16 protein-coding genes and 1 tRNA gene are annotated in these 21,949 nt (G+C 71.7%); 3 read left to right on the forward strand and 14 right to left on the reverse strand.

Annotation, left to right across the window (positions count from 1 at the left end; translation table 11 throughout):
- The first annotated feature begins 132 nt into the window (after positions 1–132).
- Together ACIBCU_RS15345 and ACIBCU_RS15350 are read left to right on the forward strand one after the other, a co-directional pair.
- A complete protein-coding gene (locus ACIBCU_RS15345) occupies positions 133–873 on the forward strand; it encodes an ABC transporter ATP-binding protein (RefSeq protein WP_362927156.1) in 741 nt (246 codons plus the stop codon).
- Positions 867–3,341 (forward strand): FtsX-like permease family protein, encoded by a 2,475-nt coding sequence (locus tag ACIBCU_RS15350; RefSeq protein WP_399231769.1) that lies wholly within the window; start codon positions 867–869, stop codon positions 3,339–3,341. The genes ACIBCU_RS15345 and ACIBCU_RS15350 overlap by 7 nt, the downstream gene beginning before the upstream one ends.
- A gap of 11 nt (positions 3,342–3,352) precedes the next feature.
- On the opposite strand, the gene ACIBCU_RS15355 is transcribed toward ACIBCU_RS15350, so the two are convergent.
- The 3 genes from ACIBCU_RS15355 to ACIBCU_RS15365 form a co-directional block, all read right to left on the reverse strand.
- Entirely contained in the window at positions 3,353–3,706 is a 354-nt protein-coding gene (locus tag ACIBCU_RS15355) for a hypothetical protein (RefSeq protein ID WP_362927159.1), read from the reverse strand.
- A gap of 147 nt (positions 3,707–3,853) precedes the next feature.
- A complete protein-coding gene (locus tag ACIBCU_RS15360; protein WP_399231771.1) occupies positions 3,854–4,717 on the reverse strand; it encodes a sulfurtransferase in 864 nt (287 codons plus the stop codon).
- Positions 4,710–5,252, reverse strand: a complete 543-nt coding sequence (locus tag ACIBCU_RS15365) for a hypothetical protein (protein WP_399231773.1) — start codon at positions 5,250–5,252, stop codon at positions 4,710–4,712. The genes ACIBCU_RS15360 and ACIBCU_RS15365 overlap by 8 nt, the downstream gene beginning before the upstream one ends.
- Between ACIBCU_RS15365 and ACIBCU_RS15370 the strand changes: the two genes are divergently transcribed.
- Positions 5,244–5,426, forward strand: coding sequence for a hypothetical protein (locus tag ACIBCU_RS15370; RefSeq protein WP_399231775.1), 183 nt, complete (start codon positions 5,244–5,246; stop codon positions 5,424–5,426). The two genes, ACIBCU_RS15365 and ACIBCU_RS15370, sit on opposite strands and share 9 nt — an antisense overlap.
- Positions 5,427–5,437: 11 nt before the next feature.
- Here the strand turns inward: ACIBCU_RS15370 and ACIBCU_RS15375 are convergent.
- The 11 genes from ACIBCU_RS15375 to ACIBCU_RS15425 form a co-directional block, all read right to left on the reverse strand.
- A tRNA-Thr gene (locus tag ACIBCU_RS15375) sits at positions 5,438–5,511 on the reverse strand.
- Between the two features lie 98 nt (positions 5,512–5,609).
- On the reverse strand, positions 5,610–7,139 hold the full coding sequence (locus ACIBCU_RS15380; protein ID WP_362927165.1) for an alpha/beta hydrolase: 1,530 nt from the start codon (positions 7,137–7,139) through the stop codon (positions 5,610–5,612).
- Positions 7,140–7,246: 107 nt separating this feature from the next.
- A complete protein-coding gene (locus tag ACIBCU_RS15385; protein ID WP_362927166.1) occupies positions 7,247–8,452 on the reverse strand; it encodes a DNA polymerase III subunit delta' in 1,206 nt (401 codons plus the stop codon).
- A 115-nt stretch (positions 8,453–8,567) separates the two neighbouring features.
- Positions 8,568–11,681: a dTMP kinase gene (gene tmk, locus ACIBCU_RS15390; protein ID WP_399231778.1), complete on the reverse strand. Its 3,114-nt coding sequence runs from the start codon at positions 11,679–11,681 to the stop codon at positions 8,568–8,570.
- A gap of 202 nt (positions 11,682–11,883) precedes the next feature.
- Positions 11,884–14,751 (reverse strand): type I DNA topoisomerase, encoded by a 2,868-nt coding sequence (topA, locus tag ACIBCU_RS15395; RefSeq protein ID WP_399231780.1) that lies wholly within the window; start codon positions 14,749–14,751, stop codon positions 11,884–11,886.
- Positions 14,752–15,030: 279 nt separating this feature from the next.
- Complete coding sequence (locus tag ACIBCU_RS15400; RefSeq protein ID WP_362927169.1) at positions 15,031–15,228, reverse strand: hypothetical protein; 198 nt, start codon at positions 15,226–15,228, stop codon at positions 15,031–15,033.
- A gap of 273 nt (positions 15,229–15,501) precedes the next feature.
- Complete coding sequence (locus tag ACIBCU_RS15405) at positions 15,502–17,007, reverse strand: methyltransferase (protein ID WP_362927170.1); 1,506 nt, start codon at positions 17,005–17,007, stop codon at positions 15,502–15,504.
- 175 nt (positions 17,008–17,182) lie between these two features.
- Positions 17,183–17,830 carry a small secreted protein gene (locus tag ACIBCU_RS15410; RefSeq protein ID WP_362927171.1) on the reverse strand — a complete coding sequence of 216 codons (648 nt, stop codon included), beginning with the start codon at positions 17,828–17,830 and terminating at the stop codon, positions 17,183–17,185.
- Positions 17,831–18,109: 279 nt separating this feature from the next.
- Positions 18,110–20,563 carry a sodium-translocating pyrophosphatase gene (locus ACIBCU_RS15415; protein WP_399231783.1) on the reverse strand — a complete coding sequence of 818 codons (2,454 nt, stop codon included), beginning with the start codon at positions 20,561–20,563 and terminating at the stop codon, positions 18,110–18,112.
- Positions 20,564–20,928: 365 nt separating this feature from the next.
- Positions 20,929–21,378: an ATP-binding protein gene (locus ACIBCU_RS15420; RefSeq protein ID WP_362927173.1), complete on the reverse strand. Its 450-nt coding sequence runs from the start codon at positions 21,376–21,378 to the stop codon at positions 20,929–20,931.
- Positions 21,379–21,583: 205 nt separating this feature from the next.
- Positions 21,584–21,937, reverse strand: coding sequence for an STAS domain-containing protein (locus tag ACIBCU_RS15425; protein WP_003967428.1), 354 nt, complete (start codon positions 21,935–21,937; stop codon positions 21,584–21,586).
- Positions 21,938–21,949 lie beyond the last annotated feature (12 nt).

A 21,949-nucleotide genomic window follows, 5' to 3' on the forward strand; every position in this document is an offset into this window, starting at 1 on the left:
ACCGCACCGTAGACAGCGCGGACCGGTCACCACCACCCGGTGGGCGGGGGGCCGGGGGTGGAGCTGACTCCACCCCCAGGACTCCTCCTCACTGCGATGTGGGCGGCGGGCGCCGCCGGTTGGGTTGACCCCATGAATCAACGACCCGCAGCCGTACGGCTCGACACCCTCACCCGGTCCTTCGGGAAGGCCGCCGACGCGGTCACCGCGCTGGACGGAGTCAGCCTCACCATCCCCCGGGGCTCCTTCACCGCGATCATGGGACCGTCAGGTTCGGGGAAGTCGACGCTCCTCCAGTGCACGGCCGGCCTCGACCGGCCCACGTCCGGCCGGGTGTTCCTCGGGGACACGGAGATGACCGGGCTGAGCGAGCGGAGGCTCACGCTGCTGCGCCGCGAGCGGATCGGATTCGTCTTCCAGGCCTTCAACCTGCTGCCGGCCCTCACCGCCGAGCAGAATGTGGCGCTTCCGCTCCGGCTCGCGGGCCGCAGACCCCGGCGCGCGGAGGTACGCGAGGTGCTGGAGCGGGTCGGCCTCGGCTCCCGGGCCCGCCACCGGCCCACCGAGCTCTCCGGCGGGCAGCAGCAACGCGTCGCCCTGGCACGGGCCTTGGTCACCCGGCCCGAGGTCCTGTTCGGCGACGAACCGACCGGGGCGCTCGATTCCCGTACGGGCCAGGAGGTCCTGGGGCTGCTGCGGTCGATGGCCGACGGCGGCCAGACGGTGATCATGGTGACGCACGACCCGGTGGCCGCCTCCTACGCGGACCGTGTGGTGTTCCTGGCCGACGGATCGATACGGGACGAGCTGCGGGACCCGGCCGCCGGGGAGATCGCCGCGCGCATGACCGCCCTGGCGGTGGCCCCGTGCTGATCTCCGCCCTGCGCTCGATGCGGACCCGCTGGGTCACCTTCGTCGGCTCCTTCGTCGCACTCGCCCTGGGCGTCGGGCTGATCGCCATGACCGGGCTGGCACTCGCGGCCACCTTCGACGCCCCGGAACGCGCCCCGGAACGCTTCGCCGCGGCACCGGTCGTGGTGGCGCCGTCGGACACCCTCCGGGTCGCCACATCGATCGGGGCGCGTACGGCCCGGCTCACCGACCCCCGGCCGGTGCCGCAGCGCCTGGCCGACGGGCTCTCCGCGCTGGGGCCGACGGCGGAGGACCGTACGTTCCCCGTCCGTCTGGCCGGCGAGGGGGCCGTGGGACATCCGTGGTCCGTCGCCGCCGCCACCCCCTACCGCGTCACCTCCGGCCGGGCGCCGGCCGCGGCGGACGAGGTCGTCGTGACGGCGCACGCGGGTGCGGGCATCCGGGCCGGTGACCGGGTCCAAGTCGCCGTCCCCGGTTCCACGTCCGGCACGGGAACACGGACGGTCGTCGGCACGGTGGCGGACGCCGGCTTCGAGACAGCGGTGTTCTTCAGCGACGCCGAGGCCGCCCGCATCCACCCCGCCGTCGACGCGGTGGCCGTGCACGCCGACGCGGGCGCCGTACGGCAGTTGACCGGAACCTATCCCGGCATGAGTGTCCTGACCGGCGACGACCGGCGCCGGGCGGACGCCGATCCCGACCGGGACAGTGAGGCCCTGACCGCCGTCAACGCGCTGCTCGGCACGGCGGCCGGTATCACCGGTTTCGTCTCGGTCTTCGTCGTCGCCTCGACGTTCTCCTTCGCGGTGGCCCAGCGCAGAAGGGAGTTCGGGCTGCTCCGCACGGCGGGCGCCACACCCGGTCAGGTGCGGCGCACGGTCGTCATGGAGGCGCTCGTGATCGGCGCCCTGGCCTCGGCCGCCGGATGTCTGCTGGGTGACACCGCCGCACCCGTGCTGGCGGGCCGGCTGGCCGACGGGGGCCTCGCCCCGGCCTGGTTCGCCATCGGCGACGCGACGTGGCCGCTGCACACCGCCTTCTGGACCGGCCTGGCCGTGGCGCTCGCCGGGGCCGCCGCCTCCTCCCACCGCGCGGGCCGGATCCGCCCCGTGGAGGCGCTCCGCGACGCGGCCGTGGACGCCGGAAGGATGCCGCCGGGCCGCCTGCTGCTGGGCGCAGCCGTCCTGCTGACCGGTCTCGGGCTGCTGGGCTGGTCCCTGCTGACCGACCCCGGGGACGTACTCAAACGGAAGACATACATCCTGCAGCCCATGTGGATCATCGTCGGCTGCGCGCTGCTCTCGCCACTCGCGGTGCGTCCGATGACGCGCCTGCTCACCTGGCTCCCCGCCCGGCTGCCGGGCGCCACCGGCCTGCTGGCCCGGCAGAACGCGTCCACCGCCGTGCGCCGCACCGCCGCGGTCGCCGCACCCGTCATGATCACCGTCGCCCTGACGGGCTCGCTGCTGGGCACCGTCGCCACGGTCAACGAGGCCAAGGCCACCGAAGCGGCCTCGGTCTCCGGCGCGGACTACGTGGCCGGCGGTGACGGCCCACTGGACCCGCGCTTCGTGCAGCGCGTACGGAGCGTGCCCGGGGCCGTGGCCGGTGCCTCCCGCTCCACCGGGGTCGCCGTCCTCGAAGAAGGCACCGCGCTCATCAGGTCGGAGGCACGGGCGGCGGAGCCGGCCACCCTGGCGGCGACCGCACGCCTGCCCCTCGTCGCCGGCCGGATCACGGACCTGGACGACGACTCCATCGTCGTCAACGAGGAGTGGGAGACACGGACGGTGGGCCGGCACGTGCGCGTCTGGCTCGGCGACGGCCGTGAGGTGTCGCTCCGCGTCGCGGCCGTGATGCGGACCGGCACCGGAAGCAACGGGGTGTACGTGACCCCCGCGAACGCGGCCGGGGCCGCCATCGACCGCATCGACATCAAGCTCCGTGAGGGGGCCGACCGTTCAGCCGTCCAGGCCCTCCTGGTGAAGGCCGGGCGGGACACCGGCACCCCGGTCATGACACGCGACGCGTGGGTGGCCGCCCACCACCCGCGCACCGGTGGCAACACCCGGGCGGGCCTGCTGCTCATCCTGGGCATCGCCCTTCTGTACACGGGGATCGCCCTGGCGAACACCCTGGTCATGGCCACCTCCGACCGGGTACGCGACCTGGCGGTGCTCCGCCTCACCGGGGCCACGAAACCGCAGGTGCTCCGGCTGGTGGCGGTCGAGGCGCTGGTGGTCGTGGCGGTGGGCGCGGTCCTGGGAGGGGCGGTGGCCGGGCTGAACCTGCTGGGGGTGAAGAGCGCCCTGGAGCTCCTCTCGGTGAGCTCCCCGGTTGCCGTCCCGTGGACCGCCCTCCTCTCCGTCCTGGCCGCGTGCGCCCTCGCGGCCGCGGTCTCCGCCGTACTGCCCGCGCTCGTGGCACTGCGAACGAGGCCGGTGGAGGTGGCGGGCGCCCGGGAGTGACCCGGTGCCGGTCAGCCGTTGAGCGCGTACGCCAGGGTGACCACCGGGAACGGCCACACCATCGCGCCGAGCAGGGCCAGCCGGCCCATCGGGGTCATGCGGCGCAACGGAGGGGAGCGGTACAGGCCGGTCAGTACGGCCGCTCCCGCGGCGAGCACCCCGGCCGCGCCCAGCAGGAACGACACGGGGGACTCACCGGAGGCAGCGCTCCACACCGACACCATCAGCACCAGGAACGCGAGGAAGAACAGCGCGGCGAGGGGCACGGACCAGATCAGGGCGACCAGGAAGACCTGGCCCGTCGTGGCGGGGCGAGGGCGGGGCGCGGGCGCCGTGGAGGCGGGAGCGGGGAGTGCGGGGAACATGCGCGGCTGCCTTTCAGCACTGCGGAGTACGTGCCTCCACTCTGCGGGGGACGGCTCCCCGCGGCATGCGCGTGCGTACTCAGGCCCACGGGCCACGGCACTCATCCTCGGCGGCCACCCTCTGGGCACTCGCGCGCAAGAGCCTTCCTACGCGCCCGCCGTGACCGGGAGTTCGGACGGGCGGCCCCACTCGCTCCACGATCCGTCGTACACGGATACCTCGCTGTATCCGGCGAGTTCGGCGCCCAGCGCGAGGACGCAGGCGGTGACGCCCGAGCCGCAGCTGACGACCAGGCGTTCCCGCTCCCCGAGCAACGCGCCGAACACCGCGCGCAGTTCCCGGGCCGGGAGCAGCCGGCCGTCACGCTGGATCTCCCCGAACGGCAGGTTCAGCGCCCCCGGCATGTGGCCCCGCCGGAGCCCCGGCCGGGGCTCGGCCACCGAACCGGCGAAGCGCTCCCGGGTGCGTGCGTCGAGGACAGCCGATCCCGGGTCCGCCAGGGCGGCCGCCACCGCACCGCTGCCGACCAGCATCCCCTCACGGGGGCGGGCGGTGAAGTCACCGGTGCGCCCGGTGCCTCCGGGCGCACCGCCCTCCTCCACCGGCAGCCCGGCCGCGGTCCACGCGGGCATGCCGCCATCGAGCACCGCCACCCGGCCCAAGCCCATGGCGCGCAGCATCCACCAGGCGCGGGCACTGGAGTAGACACCGGCGGTGTCATAGACGACGACGGTGTCGGTGCCGTCGACGCCCAGGGCGCGCATCTCCTCGGTGAAGCGCCGGGCACCGGGCATCGTGTGCGGCAGTGGCACGGCGTGGTCGGACATCACCCCGTCGATGTCGAAGCGCCGCGCCCCGGGGATCCGCATCTCCGTCGCGCGGTGCACACCCACGGAGGCGTCGAGGACCACGAGCCCACGGGCCGCCAGCCGCACCGCGAGCCATTCGGGACCGACGAGCGGCCCGGGCAGACTTCCCGCGCCATCCGCAGTTGCCACACCTTCAGTCATGCCCGTCCGCCCCCTGGTCCCCGTCATCGGTTCGCGCCGCCATGCCTATCAGCCTCAGCACGCGCAGCAGATCGCGGTGATGAAAATACGTGGCCGCGTCATCCCGGTGGACGGGCGGCTCCATGCGTCGCTCCAGCGCATCGGCGCAGGCTGCCAGACGCGCTCGCTCCCGCTCGCCCTGCACGCCCCCGCTCTCCAGGCAGTCGGCGGCACAGAGATCCACGGTGCGGCTCAGCTCACCGGTGAGCCCCGCACTCCGCAGCCGTACGCGCCAATGACCCACGGCGTGCAGGGCCGCCTCACGCCGTGCCCCGTACCAGTACTCCGGACTGTTCGGATTGCGCTCGCGGGGGCCCGGGGTGCGAACGCCGCGGCGTTTCGCCTCCGCCCGCGCCGCCGCATACGTCCGCAGCTCCACCTGCCACGCGGCCCGGCTGGCCTCGATCACGCCCAGGGCTCGCAGCAGTGCGTCCTCGTCCTCACGAACCCGGAGACGGAAGCGGCCGCCGGGGCCGCCCGTGACGCCATGTCCCACGCGATCCAGATCAACGGCTACATCTGTGCCGCACTGCTGGCGCTCGGAATGCTGGCGACCTTCCTCATCCCCCGGCGCAGGAGTGAGACCACGAACAGCGCGGCGACCCACGACCGGCACAGTGGCGGCATCCAGCAAAAGCAAAAGCCCCAGGTCACGGCGAGTGAGTCCTGAGGCTTCCACAGAGCCGCCTTCGGGATTCGAACCCGAGACCTACGCATTACGAGTGCGTTGCTCTGGCCAACTGAGCTAAGGCGGCACGCTCTGTCGCACCATGGTGCGGTCAGCAGCGACGCCAAGTCTACACAGTTTCCAGGGGTGCTCCGTACCGCCCGGCGCCGCTGCCGTATCCGCAGGTCAGGTGCACTTCTTACCGTCCTTGGGCGGCGTGCCGTCCAGCAGGTAGGTGTTGATCGCCGTGTCGACGCAGTCGCTGCCCCGGCCGTACGCCGTGTGTCCGTCGCCCTCGTAGGTCAGCAAAGTGCCGGAGGAGAGCTGCTCCGCGAGGGACTCGGCCCACTTGTACGGGGTGGCCGGGTCCCGGGTGGTGCCGACCACGACGATCGGGGCGGCGCCCTCAGCCTCGGTGCGGTGCGGGGTGCCGGTGGGGTCCACGGGCCAGGATCCGCAGTTCAGCGCGGCCCAGGCGAAGCCCCTGCCGAAGACCGGGGACGCCTTCTCGAATTCCGGGACCGCCTTCTCCGCCTCTGCGGGGCCGGCGAAGGCGGGGGCCAGGTCGAGGCAGTTCACGGCGGCGTTGGCGAACATCAGATTGGCGTACTTGCCGCTCGGTTCGCGCTCGTAGTAGCTGTCGGCCAGGGCGAGGAGGCCGGAGCCGTCACCGCGCTGAGCCGAGGCGACGGCCTCGCGGAGCTGGGGCCAGGCGGCCTCGTCGTACATGGCGGCGATCACGCCCGTGGTCGCCAGGGACTCGGTCAGCTTCCGGGTCTCGCCGGTCGGCACGGGCTCGGAGTCCAGATCGGCGAAGAGCTTCTTCAGGGCGGTCGCCGCGGACGCGGTGGACGTGGTGCCGAGCGGGCAGTCGGCCTGCTTCACACAGTCCGCGGCGAACGACTGGAAGGCCGTCTCGAAACCGGCGGTCTGATCGCGGTTGATGTCGACCGCGGGGAGCGAGGGGTCCATCGCCCCGTCCAGGACGAGACGCCCCGCCCGGGCGGGGAACAGATCGGCGTAGGTCGCACCGAGGAACGTGCCGTACGAGGCGCCGACGTAGTTCAGCTTCTCGTCGCCGAGCAGGGACCGCAGGATGTCCATGTCACGCGCCGTCTCGACCGTGGACACATGCGGAAGGATCTTGCCGGAGCGCTTCGCGCAGCCGTCGGCGAACTTCTTGAAGGACTTGTTCAGCTCGCTGATCTCGCCCTCGTCGTCCGGAGTCTGGTCGACCTGCGTGTAGGCGTCCATCTCCTTGCCGGTGAGGCACTCGACCGGTTCGCTGCGGGCCACTCCGCGCGGGTCGATGGCCACCATGTCGTACCGGGCGCGGACCGGGGCGTGGTAGCCGACGGCGGCGTATCCCTGGAGGTAGCCGACGGCCGAGCCGCCGGGGCCGCCCGGATTGACCAGGAGCGAACCGATCCGTTTGCCCGGTCCGGTGGCCTTCTTGCGTGAGACGGCCAGCTTGACGTCCCCGCCGTCGGGCTTCGCGTAGTCGAGCGGGGCCTTCATCGTGGTGCACTGGAAGCCCTCCACGCCGCAGTCCCGCCAGCGCAGCTTCTGCCCGTAGTAGGGCTCGAGTTCCTCGGTGGCGGCCGATCCCGTCGCCGACGCGCTCGGCGCCGAACTTCCGCTGCTGCAGCCGGAGACGAGGAGGCCGGCAGTGCCGAGCGCGGTGGCGAAGATGCGGAGCAGGCGCCTGGTGTCCATCCCCGGAGCGTAGCCGCCGTGTGACGACTCAACCGATTCCCTGCTCATACGGGTGAATTCACCCGGCCCGTGCGCACCCGTGAACGCGCCACGCGGGGACGCCGGACTCAGCCCGCCCGGAGCGCGACCGCCATGGCCTCCACGGCCAGCAGCGGCGCGACGTTGCGGTCGAGGGCGCGGCGGCAGGCGATCACGGCCTCTATCCGGCGCAGGGTGCGCTCGGGGGTGGACGACTCGGCGATCCGGTCGAGGGAGTCCCGGACGTCGGTGTTGGCGAGGGCGATCCGGGAACCGAGCTGGAGTGCCAGCACATCGCGGTAGAAGCCGGTGAGCTCGCTGAGCGCGAGGTCCAGGCTGTCGCGCTGCGTACGCGTCCTGCGGCGTTTCTGCCTGTCCTCCAGGTCCTTCATCGCACCCGCCGTCCCGCGAGGCATCCGGCCCCCCGCCACGCCGCCGAGCGCCGCCTTCAGGTCGTCCGTCTCCTTGACGTCGACCTCCTCGGCGACCTGTTTGGCGTCGTCGGTCGCCGTATCGATCAGCTCCTGGGCCGCCTTGAGGCAGCCGCCGACGTCATGGACACGCAGCGGGAGCTTGAGCACGGCGGCGCGGCGCGCACGCGCCCGCTCGTCCGTGGCCAGCCGGCGCGCCCGGCCGATGTGCCCCTGCGTGGCACGGGCGGCCGACGCGGCACGCTCGGGGTCGATGCCGTCCCGCCTGATCAGCACATCGGCCACGGCGTCGACCGGAGGCGTACGCAGCGTGAGGTGACGGCAGCGGGAGCGGATCGTGGGCAGCACGTCCTCGAGGGAGGGCGCGCAGAGCATCCACACCGTGCGGGGCGCGGGCTCCTCCACCGCCTTCAGCAGGACGTTGCCCGCGCCCTCGGTGAGGCGGTCGGCGTCCTCCATGACGATGACCTGCCAGCGGCCCACGGCTGGGGACAGCTGGGCACGGCGGACGAGCTCACGGGTCTCCTTCACACCGATCGAGAGCAGATCCGTCCGGATCACCTCGACGTCGGCGTGGGTCCCGATCAGGGCCGTGTGGCAGCCGTCGCAGAATCCGCAGCCGGGAGCCCCGCCCAGAGCCCGGTCGGGGCTGGTGCACTGGAGCGCGGCGGCGAAGGCGCGGGCGGCGGTGGACCGGCCCGAGCCGGGCGGGCCCGTGAACAGCCAGGCATGCGTCATCTTCGAGCCGGGGGGCACCGGCTCGCCCTCGGAGATGGCGGTGACCAGGACATCGGCGTCCCGGGCGGCGGCACCGAGCTGCTCCTGCACCCGGTCCTGTCCGACCAGGTCGTCCCAAACGGTCATGGTCACCGCCCTTCCGGTGGTGTGGTGCTGGAACGCCGGAACCCCGGCGCCTCCCTATTGTGCGGGAAGGGTCCGACAGTCCCGGCGTTCCGTGCCCCCGCCCGGCGTCCGTCCGTCAGCGGCGGGGCCGGCGCCCGCCCCGTCCGGAGCCGCCCTGGTCGTCGTCGTCGTTGCCGCCGAGCAGTTCGTCTGCCAGGGACGGCAGATCGTCGAGCGGCGTCTCCTCGGCCCAGTCGGGACGCGGGCGCTTCTGGCGGCCGGAAGCGCCCTGAGCCGCCGGTCCCGCCTGCGGGTCGTCGCTGATCTGGGGCAGTTCACGCGTGCGCTCGTTCTCGCTCTCGGGGCGGGAGGCCCCGCGCTCGTCGCGGAAGACGCCCGGCGGAACCCGGTCCGACGGGTTCCCGTCGCGCACGGGCGGCAGGACAGCCGTCTCGTCCGCGTCACGCACCGGCGGCAGGACAGTCGTCTCGTCCGCCTCGGGCGTAGGGCGGTCCGGCCGGGCGACCGGCACGGGCTGCGTGATCTCGTTCGGGTTCACGACCGGAGTCGGGACGGTGAGCTCGTTGTCCGGCACGGACGGCCCGGTGGACCCGGAGCCGGACTCCTGGGAACGCTCCGCGGCGGCGGCCGCAGCTGCCTCCTCCGCCCGGGCAGCAGCCTCGGCCTCGGCACGGCGGCGGGCCTCCTCGGCCCGCACCAGCGCCTCCTCCGCCTTGCGCTGCTTCTCCAGGCGCAGTTCCTCCGCCTCCTTGCGCAGCCGCGCCTCCTCCTGGGCCTGCAGGCGCAGCCGCTCCTGCTCGGCCTCGCGCGCCCGCTCCTCGGCCTCGAGACGGGCCCGCTCCTCCTCCGCGCGGCGGCGGGCCTCCTCGGCACGCTGCCGTGCCTCCTCCGCCTGCCGTTCGGCCTCGCGCTGCCGCGCCTCTTCCTCCTCGCGGCGCCTGCGCTCCTCCTCCTCGGCGCGGAGCTTGGCGAGCTGAGCCTGCCGCTCGCGCTCCAGCCGCTCCTCCTCGGCCTTGCGTGCGGCCTCTTCCTCGGCCTTGCGCCGGGCTTCCTCCTCGGCGGCCCTGCGTGCCTCTTCCTGGGCCTTGATCTCAGCCTCGGAGAGCGGGAGCAGCCGGTCGAGCCGGTGGCGTACGACCGTGGTGATCGCTTCCGGCTCCTGCCCGGCGTCCACCACCAGGTAGCGGGCCGGGTCGGCCGCCGCGAGGGTGAGGAAACCGGACCGCACCCGGGTGTGGAATTCGGCCGGCTCGGACTCCAGCCGGTCGGGCGCCTCGGTGAAGCGTTCCCGTGCCGTCTCCGGGTCGACGTCCAGAAGGACCGTCAGGTGCGGTACGAGCCCACTCGTCGCCCAGCGCGAGATCCGGGCGATCTCGGTCGGGGCGAGGTCCCGGCCCGCGCCCTGGTAGGCCACGGAGGAGTCGATGTAGCGGTCGGAGATCACGATCGCGCCGCGCTCCAGTGCCGGGCGGACGACCGAGTCCACGTGCTCGGCTCGGTCGGCGGCGTACAGCAGCGCCTCGGCCCGGTTCGACAGACCGGCCGACGAAACGTCCAGCAGGATCGACCGCAGGCGCTTGCCGACCGGGGTCGCCCCCGGCTCGCGCGTCACGACGACCTCGTGGCCCTTGGCGCGGATCCATTCGGCGAGCGCCTCGACCTGGGTGGACTTGCCGGCTCCGTCGCCGCCCTCCAGGACGAGGAAGAAACCGTTCGCCGCGGGCGCGACGGCGGGGTCGCCACCGCGCAGCGCCTCACGCAGGTCGCGGCGGAGCGGCACACCGGCACGGTCGTCGGTCCTGGCGAGGACGATCACCGCGACGGGCAGCAGCAGCGCGCCGACGAGCATCAGCGTGAAGGCCGCGCCACCGTGCGCGAAGACGAAGTCACCGGACCCCAGGCGGTGCCGTCCGATGGCGGCGGCGAGCAGCGGTCCGCCCACCGCGCCGAGCGCGACCAGCACCCGGACCACGGCCTGGAGGTGCTCGGTGGCCCTGGCCTGCCGGAACGCCTCCGTCTCCTGGTCGATGACCGCATGCCCGATGTTGGCGGCGACCCCCGCCGCGTAACCGGCGAGCAGCGCGATCAGCAGCCCGGTGGCGGTGTCGGGCACCAGGCCGAGCGCGAGGAGCGCCACGCCCGTGACAGCGACCGCCAGGGCCAGCAGCCGGCGGCGCGACAGGGCGGGCAGCACCTTCCGCGCCGTACGGATACCGAGCGCGGTGCCACCGGTCAGAGCCAGGATCAGCAGGCCGAAGGTGGCGGGTCCGCCACCGAGGTCGGCGGCGTGCAGCACGGAGACGCCCGCCGCGGCGGCGATGGCCCCGGCGACCGCGGAGCACGCGGCGACGACCAGCGGGATGCTCCCGGTGCGGCCCTTGTCGGACCCCGTTCCGGTGGCCGGCCGGCGCAGGCCCTCCAGGGGCGAGCGCGGGCGGGGCGTCTGCGTGGCCGGAATCTCGAGGAAGTACAGCGTCGCGACCGAGGCGGAGAAGAGCCCCGCCGCGATGTAGGAACCGAGGGCGGCCTGGTGGAAGGAGAACCAGTCGAAGCCGGTGCCCAGCAGTTCACCGATCAGCGCGGCGACCACCAGCACGACCGCGGCCGCGGGGACCGACAGGAAGTTCGTCCGCAGGGAGAGCCTGCGGAGGGCGTCGAGGTGGTCCGGCAGCGGGCGCACGGCGGCGCCCTCCGGGGGCGGGGCGGGAAGCAGCGCGGGAGCCGCGCTCTCCTTGGCCACCGCCCACAGCCGTTCGCCGACGCCTGCCACGAAGACGGTGATCAGGATCATCATGAGTGCCTTGTCCGGCATCCAGTCGATCCACAGGGGCGCCACGACCAGCACAGCGAGCCGCAGCGCGTCCGCCCCGATCATCAGCCAGCGCCGGTCGATCGGCCCGCCGGGCGCCGTGAGCGCCGTCAGAGGTCCCAGTAGTACGGCTCCGAAGAGCACGGTGGAAAGAATCCGGGCACCGAACACGGCGGCGACGGCAAAGGCCGCCCCGCGGTATCCGGCCCCGAAGGAGCCCTCGAGGACCGCCGCCTGCAGCGACAACAGCACAAGCACAAGAAGGGCGAGTGAATCGCCGATACTGCCGACGAGCTGGGCGCTCCACAACCGCCTGAGCGGGGGAACACGCAACAGGGCTCGTACGGCGCGCTCGCGTGAGTCTGCGGCAAGTGTGTCGGAGGTGGGGCTCACGACCGGTGGCTGCTCGGCTCGCGTCATCCGCCCAGCCTATCGGGAGCGGTGCGGTGCCCGGGGGGCGCGTCCGAACATATGCCCAACGGGAACGCCGTCCGCACCTCGCGACAACGCCGGAAGGGCCGGGTCTCCCCCGGCCCTTCCGGCGTACGTGCACGCCTGACCGCCTGCTCCTCGTGGCTCCCGCAGCCGAGCGCCGGCAGCTCAGCCCGCGATCAGCCCGCGGTCAGCTCTCCTCGGACGCGGCCGAAGCGGTCTTCTTCGCCGCGGCGGTCGCCTTCTTCGCCGGTGCCTTCTTGGCGGCGGTCGTCTTCTTCGCGGCCGTCGTCTTGGTTGCGGTGGCCTTCTTGGCGGTCGTCTTCTTCGCCGCCGTCGCCTTCTTCGCGGTCGCCTTCTTGGCCGGAGCCTTCTTCGCCGTCTTCTTCTTCGCCGGCCCCTTGGCCCGCTTCTCGGCGAGCAGCTCGTAGCCGCGCTCCGGCGTGATGTCCTCGACGCTGTCGTCGGTCCGCAGCGTCGCGTTCGTCTCGCCGTCGGTGACGTACGCGCCGAAGCGGCCGTCCTTCACGACCACAGGGGCCCCGCTCACGGGGTCCGTGCCCAGCTCCTTCAGCGGCGGCTTGGCGGCGGCCCGCCCGCGCTGCTTCGGCTGGGCGTAGATCGCCAGCGCCTCTTCGAGGGTGATGTCGAAGAGCTGGTCCTCGGAGGTCAGCGACCGCGAGTCCGTGCCCTTCTTGAGGTACGGACCGTAGCGGCCGTTCTGCGCGGTGATCTCGACGCCCTCGGCGTCCTCCCCGACGACCCTCGGCAGGGACATCAGCTTGAGCGCGTCGGCCAGCGTCACCGTATCGAGCGACATCGACTTGAAGAGTGACGCGGTACGCGGCTTCACCGCGTTCTTGCCCGTCTTCGGGGTGCCCTCGGGCAGCACCTCGGTGACGTACGGGCCGTAGCGTCCGAGCTTCGCGATGATCTCGTGGCCGCTCTCGGGGTCGGTGCCGAGTTCGTGGTCACCGCTCGGAGCTGCCAGCAGCTCCTCCGCGTGCTCCACGGTCAGCTCATCGGGCGCCAGGTCGTCCGGCACGTCGGCGCGCTGGTGCTCCTCCGTGTCCTTCTCGCCCCGCTCGATGTACGGGCCGTACCGGCCGACCCGCAGCTTGATGTCGTTCCCGACGGGGAACGAGGAGATCTCCCGGGCGTCGATGGCGCCCAGGTCGGTGACGAGCTCCTTCAGGCCACCGAGGTGGTCCCCGTCGCCGTTGCCCGCGGCGGATGCCGCGCCCGCGCCGGTCGTGTCGTCACCCGTGCCGAAGTAGAAGTGCCTCAGCCACGGCACGGACTGGGCCTCGCCCCGCGCGATGCGGTCGAGGTCGTCCTCCATGCGGGCGGTGAAGTCGTAGTCGACGAGCCGGCCGAAGTGCTTCTCCAGCAGGTTGACCACGGCGAACGAGAGGAACGACGGCACCAGGGCCGTGCCCTTCTTGAACACGTAGCCGCGGTCCAGGATCGTCCCGATGATCGAGGCGTACGTCGACGGACGGCCGATCTCGCGCTCTTCGAGCTCCTTGACCAGCGAGGCCTCGGTGTAGCGGGCCGGCGGCTTGGTGGCGTGCCCGTCGACCGTGACCTCGTCGGCGGTCAGCGCGTCGCCCTCGGCGACCTGCGGCAGACGGCGCTCACGGTCGTCCAGCTCGGCGTTCGGGTCGTCCGCGCCCTCGACGTACGCCTTCATGAAGCCGTGGAAGGTGATCGTCTTGCCGGACGCGGAGAACTCGGCGTCACGGCCGTCACTCGCCCGGCCACCGATCTTCACGGTCACGGAGTTACCCGTGGCGTCCTTCATCTGGGAGGCGACGGTCCGCTTCCAGATCAGCTCGTAGAGCCGGAACTGGTCGCCGGTGAGGCCGGTCTCGGCCGGGGTGCGGAAGCGTTCGCCGGAGGGGCGGATCGCCTCGTGGGCCTCCTGCGCGTTCTTGACCTTGCCGGCGTAGGTGCGCGGCTTGTCGGGCAGGTAGTTCGCACCGTACAGCTGCGTGACCTGCGCCCGGGCCGCGGAGACCGCGGTGTCCGAGAGGGTCGTGGAGTCCGTACGCATATAGGTGATGAAGCCGTTCTCGTACAGCTTCTGCGCCACCTGCATCGTGGCCTTGGCCCCGAAGCCCAGCTTCCGGCTCGCCTCCTGCTGGAGGGTCGTCGTGCGGAAGGGCGCGTACGGCGAGCGGCGGTACGGCTTCGACTCGACGGAGCGGACCGCGAACGCGGAGTCGGCGAGCGCCGCGGCCAGGGCGCGGGCGTTGGTCTCGTCCAGGTGCAGCGTCTGGGCGGAGCCCTGCTTGAGCTGCCCGTCGGGACCGAAGTCGCGGCCCTGGGCGATACGGCGCCCGTCGACCGCGCTGAGGCGGGCGGTGAGCGTCGAGGGGTCGGAGGCGTCACCAGTGCGTCCGGTGGCGAAGGTGCCGGTCAGGTCCCAGTACCCGGCGGAACGGAAGGCGATGCGCTCGCGCTCCCGCTCGACGACGAGGCGGGTGGCGACCGACTGGACACGGCCCGCGGAGAGCCGCGGCATGACCTTCTTCCACAGGACCGGCGAGACCTCGTAGCCGTAGAGGCGGTCGAGGATACGGCGGGTCTCCTGGGCGTCGACCATGCGCTGGTTGAGCTCGCGCGGGTTGGCGACGGCGGCCCTGATCGCGTCCTTGGTGATCTCGTGGAAGACCATCCGGTGGACCGGGACCTTGGGCTTGAGGACTTCCTGCAGGTGCCACGCGATGGCTTCGCCCTCGCGGTCCTCATCGGTGGCGAGGAAGAGTTCGTCGGATTCGGCGAGGAGCTGCTTGAGCTTCCTGACCTGGGCTTTCTTGTCTGCATTGACGACGTAGATCGGCTGGAAGTCGTTCTCGACGTCCACGCCGAGGCGGCGTACCTCACCGGTGTACTCGTCCGGCACCTCGGCGGCGCCGTTCGGCAGGTCGCGGATGTGCCCGACGCTCGCCTCGACGACGTATCCGGGGCCGAGATAGCCCTTGATCGTCTTCGCCTTGGCAGGCGACTCGACAATGACGAGTCGGCGGCCTGCGGTCTCGCTGGTCGGGGACAACTTCGCTCTTCTCTCCGGTCGGCACTCGTGGGCATCCGGGCAGCGGTATTGCGCTGCCCGCGGTGCTGTCGCTGCGGAGTGTGACGGTACAACCCGCCCCCGTGTCAAACGGCAAAAGCCCGCAACGGCCACTCGAACGGTAACCCGAGTTCCGCCATTCCTGCCGCCCGGACCGCCCGCTCCGCTCCGCGCACGGCTGTCGCCTGCGGGTTTCGCGGCCCTGCGGGGGAACCTGCGGGGACGGCCGGCCGGCGGCCGATGCCCCGCCGGACAAGCGGATCAGACGCGGCTGAAGCACCACACGCCGAGGACGAGGAAGAGTACGCCGAAGAGGGTGGCGAGAGCGGTGGAGGCGACAGGGCTCACACCGAGCGCGACCGGCGCGCGCTGGATCGTTCGCGCCCCCGTCCAGACGAGGAGGGCGGCACCGAACAGCGCGAAGGCCGCACCGGCGAAGACCGCGGTGACACTCTCCATGTCCGTACCCCCCACGTTCGGGCCTGCGGGCGCCTCGGCCCTCGGCAGAGGGGAGGCTGCCACGCCGGGAAGGCCTCGGCGCGAACCCCGGATGAACGCCGTGCGGCCACCCGGCGAACGACCGTGAGCGGAATGCGCGCACCGCACCGGGACGGTGCGCGAGCAGATGTGCAGGCCCTGGTCAGAGGGGTGTTGAGCGCAGGAGTGCGAGGCTCGGACATACGGAGCGGAGCGCGGCGGAGGACCGGGGAAGCCGGTGACCCGGCGGCCGCGTCACCGCACGGGGTCCAGGAAGCCTTCCTCCACCAGCAGCCGGATCGCCTGCGGGGTGCGGTCGCGCAGCAGCACCGGGTCCTCGGCCATCAGCTGGGCGATGGCGTCCAGGATCCGCCCCGCGGGCAGCGATCCGTCGCACACGCCCGCGAACCCGGCCCCGACGGCGTCGACCTTGGTCGCCCGGCGCATACCGCGGTGCTGACGCAGCACCACATGCTCGGGATCCTCCGCCCCGGGCAGCCCGACCTGCTCCTGTACGACCTCCTCGGCGAGGGTGAAGCGCGCGGCGAGCAGCGCCGCGTCGTCGTGCTCGCGCAGGTAGTCCTGCCGTACGAAATGGGCCTCGACGGCGGGCCCGAGGGGCTGCTCGATCGAGTGCGGCCACTCCTCGGCGACGAGCGAGGGATTCCCGGCGGCGGCCGCGGCGGACTTCCGGAGTGTGATCCAGCCGAAGCCGACGGCCTTGGTGCTGCGTGCCTCGAACTCGTCCAGCCACGCCTCGTACCGCTCGGTGTACAGGGCGGGTTCGGTGCGGTGGTCGCCGCTGTCGCGCAGCCACAGCTCGGCGTACTGCGTGACGTCCTGCACCTCGCGCTGCACGATCCAGGCGTCACAGCCGGCGGGCACCCAGGAGCGCACCCGGTCCTGCCACTCCTCGCCCTCCACGTGCTGCCAGTTGGCGAGGAACTGCGCGTATCCGCCCTCGTTGAGCCGGTCCCCGGCCTCCTGCACGAGAGCCCGGCACAGATCGTCGCCGCCCATGCCGCCGTCGCGGTAGGTCAGCCGGGCGCCGGGCGAGATGACGAAGGGCGGGTTGGACACGATCAGGTCGTACGTCTCCGCACCGACCGGTTCGAAGAGGGAGCCTTCCCGCAGGTCGGCGGGGGCGGCTCCGGACAGCGCAAGGGTGAGGCGGGTGAATTCCAGGGCGCGCGGGTTGACGTCCGTGGCGGTCACCTTGACGGCGTGCTGGGCGGCGTGCAGGGCCTGGATGCCGGAGCCCGTACCGACATCGAGGGCGGAGGCCACGGGCCTGCGCACGGTGATCCCCGCGAGCGTGGTGGAGGCACCGCCGACGCCGAGGACGACGCCCTCGTCGTGCGAGCCGATGCCGCCGGCCCCACCGACGGCGCATCCCAGGTCGGACACGATGAACCAGTCCTGGCCCTCGGGCCCGCCGTAGGGCCGCACGTCGACGGTCGCTCTGACCAGGTCGCCCTCGTGGACCACCCAGCCGTCCTCCACGCACTCCTCCAGCGGGAGGGCCGCGGCGGCCGCGGGGGCCGGAACAGGGCGCTGCAGAAGGAACAGCCGCACCAGCGTGTCGAGCGGCGAGCCCCCGCGGGTGGCCCGGAGCGCCGGGACGGTCTCGCTACGGGCGAGCGCCGTGTAGGCGGGCGCGCCGAGGCGTTCCAGGAGGCCGTCGGCGGTGAAGGCGGCGGCAATCAGGGCTTCGCGGAGCCGGGGGGCACGGTCGGATGCGGGAAGGCTGGACGTACTCACCCGCCCATTGTGTCCGCTCCCGCCGACAACGGCAGCGGCCGGGCGCCCACGAGGACGGCCGGCCGCTGCGAGGAGGACTCCTCCACGGGGGCTTCGCGCTGTCACGCCAGCTCGCGGTGGCGCTCGTCCGCCACGACGGCTGCGCGCCGCTGCCCTCGTCCGGCGCTGTCCGCCGTTACGACTCCTCGCTCGCCTTGTCGCCTGCCTTCTCGTCGCTCGCCTTCTCGCTCTCAGAGGGCGACGCCGGGGCGGACGGAGCGGAGGCGGGCGGGGCCGAGGCTGTCGGCTTCTGGCAGCCCTTCTGCTTGGCCATCGCGGAGCCGACCTCGCCGGACTGAAGCTTCTTCAGCGCCTGGTCACCGTTGGTGCTGATCTTGTTCAGCTCGTCGGCGATGTCCTTGAGGCCGTCGGCGAACTTCGCCTGGTCCTTCGTGTCGAGCGCGTCGACCTTCGTCTTCAGATTCGCGTAGGCCACCGAGGAGGCGTTGAGCTCCTTCACGGCCTCCTTCTGGGTGGTCTCGCCGCCGTCCACGGGAGGTGCACCCGCCGACTGCACGGCCGCGCCCAGCGCCTTGTAGGCCCCCGAGATCTGCTGGAAGGCGGCCGAGTCGGTCTTCTGGACGTCAGCGGGCTTGCTGTTGTCAGCCGTCTGCTGCTGGATCGCGGCGTTGGCGTTCGCGATCTTCTGCAACTGCGGCTGAACCTGGTCGCAGACCTTCTTCGCCCAGTCGTTCACCTTGTTGTCGCTGTCGTCGCTGCAGCCCGACAGCGTCAGTACGAGTACCGCACCGCCGGACAGTGCGGCTGCAAGCTTCTTGTTCACCGGATTGGGTCCCTTCCAAGGCTCTCGGCCCCGGAACTTACACGCCAAGCGGGCGACAATCAGGCGGCGGGCATCCGATATATATTCTTTTGCAGCCATTTGCACCAAGGGTAACGAGGGAGATACAACTCACCTGCCCCCTCGGACACATGTCCGACTCGTCCTGCGGGCAGCGAGGCGCCGGGACATGGGTCGGCGGACGGCGCATCAGAACGCGCCGCCCGCCGCCGTACTGAGCGGGTGTCGGATACGGGCCCGCTCCGCCCATGACCTCTCGCGTCAGGAAACAGCCGCAGGGTCGGTGGACTTGGCGGGGCCGCCCCCGCCGTCGTCACCGCCGTCGCCGCCCGGGCCACCGCTGTCGCTCTCACCCACGGCGATTCCCCGCCGCTTGGACACGTAGACGGCGCCGATGATGACGACGATGGCGATGACGGCCACCAGGGCCCGCACGCCCGCACTCGCGTCGTCCCCGTAACTGAACTGCACCACCGCGGGGGCGATGAGGAGTGCCACGAGATTCATCACCTTGAGGAGCGGGTTGATGGCGGGGCCCGCCGTGTCCTTGAACGGGTCGCCGACCGTGTCGCCGATGACCGTCGCGGCATGGGCCTCGCTGCCCTTGCCGCCGTGGTGGCCGTCCTCGACGAGTTTCTTGGCGTTGTCCCACGCGCCACCGGAGTTGGCGAGGAAGACGGCCATCAGGGTGCCCGTGGCGATCGCGCCCGCGAGATACGAGCCGAGGGCACCGACCCCCAGGGTGAAACCCACCGCGATCGGCGCCAGGACCGCGAGCAGCCCGGGCGTGGCCAGCTCGCGCAGCGCGTCCTTGGTGCAGATGTCGACTACACGGCCGTACTCCGGCTTCTCCGTGTAGTCCATGATCCCGGGGTGCTCCCGGAACTGCCGCCGCACCTCGTAGACCACGGCCCCCGCCGAACGGGAGACCGCGCTGATGGCCAGCCCGGAGAAGAGGAAGACGACCGCGGCGCCGAGGATCAGGCCGACCAGGTTGTTCGGCTGCGAGATGTCCAGGCTCAGCCCGAGCTCCCCCGCCCGTGCCCCCACATCGTCGACCGCGGTGGCGATGGCGTCCCGGTACGAGCCGAAGAGCGCGGCCGCGGCCAGGACCGCTGTGGCGATCGCGATGCCCTTGGTGATGGCCTTGGTGGTGTTGCCGACGGCGTCCAGGTCGGTGAGGACCTGGGCTCCCGCACCCGTGACGTCCCCGGACATCTCCGCGATGCCCTGGGCGTTGTCGGAGACCGGGCCGAAGGTGTCCATCGCGACGATGACACCCACGGTGGTGAGGAGGCCGGTCCCTGCCAGGGCGACCGCGAAAAGCGCGAGCATGATCGACGTACCGCCGAGCAGGAACGCCCCGTAGACGCCGAGACCGATCAGGAGCGCGGTGTAGACGGCCGACTCCATGCCGATGGAGATGCCCGCGAGCACGACGGTGGCCGGGCCGGTCAGCGAGGACTTGCCGATGTCCCGGACGGGACGCCGGCTGGTCTCGGTGAAGTAGCCGGTGAGCTGCTGGATCAGTGCGGCGAGCACAATCCCGATGGCCACGGCGACCAGGGCGAAGACGCGCGGGTCGCCGCCGTGCGAGGAGATGGCGTCGTCGGTGACCCCGTCCAGCCCGGCGTACGAGGACGGCAGATAGACGAAGACGGCCACGGCCACGAGGGCGAGCGAGATCACCGCGGAGACGAAGAATCCGCGGTTGATGGCGCTCATCCCGCTCCGGTCCGCGCGCCGGGGGGCGACCGCGAAGATCCCGATCATCGCCGTGATCACCCCGATCGCCGGGACGATCAGCGGAAAGGCGAGCCCCGCGTCGCCGAAGGCGGCCTTGCCCAGGATGAGCGCGGCCACGAGCGTCACGGCGTACGACTCGAAGAGGTCGGCGGCCATGCCCGCGCAGTCACCGACGTTGTCACCCACGTTGTCGGCGATGGTGGCGGCGTTGCGCGGGTCGTCCTCGGGGATGCCCTGCTCCACCTTGCCCACGAGGTCGGCACCCACGTCGGCGGCCTTGGTGAAGATGCCGCCCCCGACCCTCATGAACATGGCGATCAGCGCGGCGCCGAGGCCGAACCCCTCCAGCACCTTGGGCGCGTCGGCGGCGTAGACGAGCACCACGCAGGAAGCACCGAGCAGGCCGAGGCCCACCGTGATCATGCCGACCACACCACCTGTGCGAAAAGCGATCTTCATCGCTTTGTGCGAAACGGTGGTGAGATCTTTCTCCGGTTCTCCTTCCGCTGGAGTCGCCTCACGCGCGGCGGCGGCCACACGCACATTGCTGCGTACCGCGAGCCGCATACCGATGTATCCGGTGGCCGCCGAGAAAAGCGCACCCACCAGGAAGAACAGCGAGCGCCCCGCGCGCTGCGACCAGTTGTCGGCCGGAAGCAGCAGGAGCAGGAAGAACACGACGACGGCGAAGATGCCGACCGTACGCAGCTGCCGGGCCAGATAGGCATTCGCGCCTTCCTGGACGGCCGCCGCGATCTCTTTCATGCGTTCGGTGCCTTCACCCGCCGCCAGCACCTGGCGTACGAGCAACTGGGCCACGACCAGCGCGGCAAGGGCGACGACCGCGATGACGACGACGATCAGCCTGTTGCTGTCGGTGAGTATTGCGGCTGCGAGTGAGGTGGACCGGCCGGAAGGTACGGGAACGTGCGTCAGTTCTGCCAGTGGGGTGTTGAAGAACTCCGCCATACGTCCTCCTTGACGCTGAGCGCTCAAGACGTGGACGGATTGTAGGGAGCGAAGCCTGATCAAAACAGTGGGTGGTCAATGAAATCGACTTCCGTCCGCCCAATGGCAAATGATCTCGCTCGCACGTGAACCCGAATGCAGTAATGGGGCAGACGCATGGCACACACGGAATTGCCGTAGATCATTGATCAAGCGCAAATAAAAAGGCCCTGCTCAGCAGGGCCGGAAAACGTGATCACACCTGCCACCCGACGAGTGCGGACGACGCGGACGGGGCGTCGGCGGGATGGGGGCGGCACCGGGCAGAGCAGGGGCCGCGCCAAGGGCCGTGGGCCAGGGCAGGGGCAGGGCGGGGCGGCGCGGGCTCAGGGAAGCACTACGGCGGGAGTCGTCGGCCAGGACATGCGGATCACTCCGCCGTCCGCACCCGTGCGGACTTCCACGTCGTCGACCAGTCCGCTGATGACCGCGAGGCCCATCTCGTCCTCGCTGTCGGCGTCGGTGTCCGGTTCGTCCGGGCCTCCATCGCCGAGCGCTCCCGTCACCGAGGCGTCGCTCCCCGGGGCGACGTGCCCGTCGCCGACCTCGATGGAGAACGCTTTCTCCTCCTCGGTCAGGACGACCGTGACCGGGGCGGCGATGTCATGGCTCCGATGCAGCCCTACGGCGCGACTGCACGCCTCGCCGACCGCGAGCCTGACCTCGTCGAGCACCGCCTCGTCGACACCTGCCCGGCGCGCCACGGCGGCTGCCACGAGGCGGGCCGTCCTGACGTGTTCGGGCTGAGCGCTGAAGCGGAGTTCAACGGTTGGCATGCCATCCCCCTCGAACGTACGGGCGTGCATCTCAGGGGCCCGGGCGTGGCGCCCGGTACCCCTGCTCTCATTCTCCTCCGGGGACCGACGAAGCCGGCAGCCGACCACATGGTCGACCGCCTGCTCGTGGCGGCCCGTCTGCTGCCGCCTGCCGGTCTGTCACAGCGTGCCTGCCGGCCTTGGAGCTGCCGACCTGCACCGACGGTCAGTCGGTAGCCGCGACAGCCTCGTCGACCGTGGTGTGGATGGGAAACACCTTGGTCAGACCTGTGATCCGGAAAATCTTGAGAATGCGCTCCTGGTTGCACACCAGGCGCAGCGAGCCCTCATGGGCCCGGACACGCTTCAAGCCGCCCACGAGCACGCCGAGGCCGGTGGAGTCGAGGAAGTCGACGCCTTCCATGTCGACAACCAAGTGGTAGCTGCCGTCATTCACCAACTCGACCAACTGCTCGCGCAGCTTGGGCGCGGTATACACATCAATCTCGCCACCGACCTCGACGACCGTACGGTCGCCACCAGGCCCGGACACATTGCGAGTCGACAGGGACAGGTCCACGGATCCTCCAGC

Origin of the sequence: Streptomyces sp. NPDC051064 (assembly GCF_044455985.1) — a bacterium.
Lineage (GTDB): Bacteria > Actinomycetota > Actinomycetes > Streptomycetales > Streptomycetaceae > Streptomyces.

Coding starts and splice junctions, on each gene's coding strand:
- ACIBCU_RS15345 (WP_362927156.1), top strand. CDS start 133: ATGAATCAACGACCCGCAGCCGTACGGCTCGACACCCTCACCCGGTCC.
- ACIBCU_RS15355 (WP_362927159.1), bottom strand. CDS start 3,706: ATGTTCCCCGCACTCCCCGCTCCCGCCTCCACGGCGCCCGCGCCCCGC.
- ACIBCU_RS15360 (WP_399231771.1), bottom strand. CDS start 4,717: ATGACTGAAGGTGTGGCAACTGCGGATGGCGCGGGAAGTCTGCCCGGG.
- ACIBCU_RS15370 (WP_399231775.1), top strand. CDS start 5,244: ATGTCCCACGCGATCCAGATCAACGGCTACATCTGTGCCGCACTGCTG.
- ACIBCU_RS15380 (WP_362927165.1), bottom strand. CDS start 7,139: ATGGACACCAGGCGCCTGCTCCGCATCTTCGCCACCGCGCTCGGCACT.
- ACIBCU_RS15385 (WP_362927166.1), bottom strand. CDS start 8,452: ATGACCGTTTGGGACGACCTGGTCGGACAGGACCGGGTGCAGGAGCAG.
- tmk (WP_399231778.1), bottom strand. CDS start 11,681: ATGACGCGAGCCGAGCAGCCACCGGTCGTGAGCCCCACCTCCGACACA.
- ACIBCU_RS15400 (WP_362927169.1), bottom strand. CDS start 15,228: ATGGAGAGTGTCACCGCGGTCTTCGCCGGTGCGGCCTTCGCGCTGTTC.
- ACIBCU_RS15415 (WP_399231783.1), bottom strand. CDS start 20,563: ATGGCGGAGTTCTTCAACACCCCACTGGCAGAACTGACGCACGTTCCC.
- ACIBCU_RS15420 (WP_362927173.1), bottom strand. CDS start 21,378: ATGCCAACCGTTGAACTCCGCTTCAGCGCTCAGCCCGAACACGTCAGG.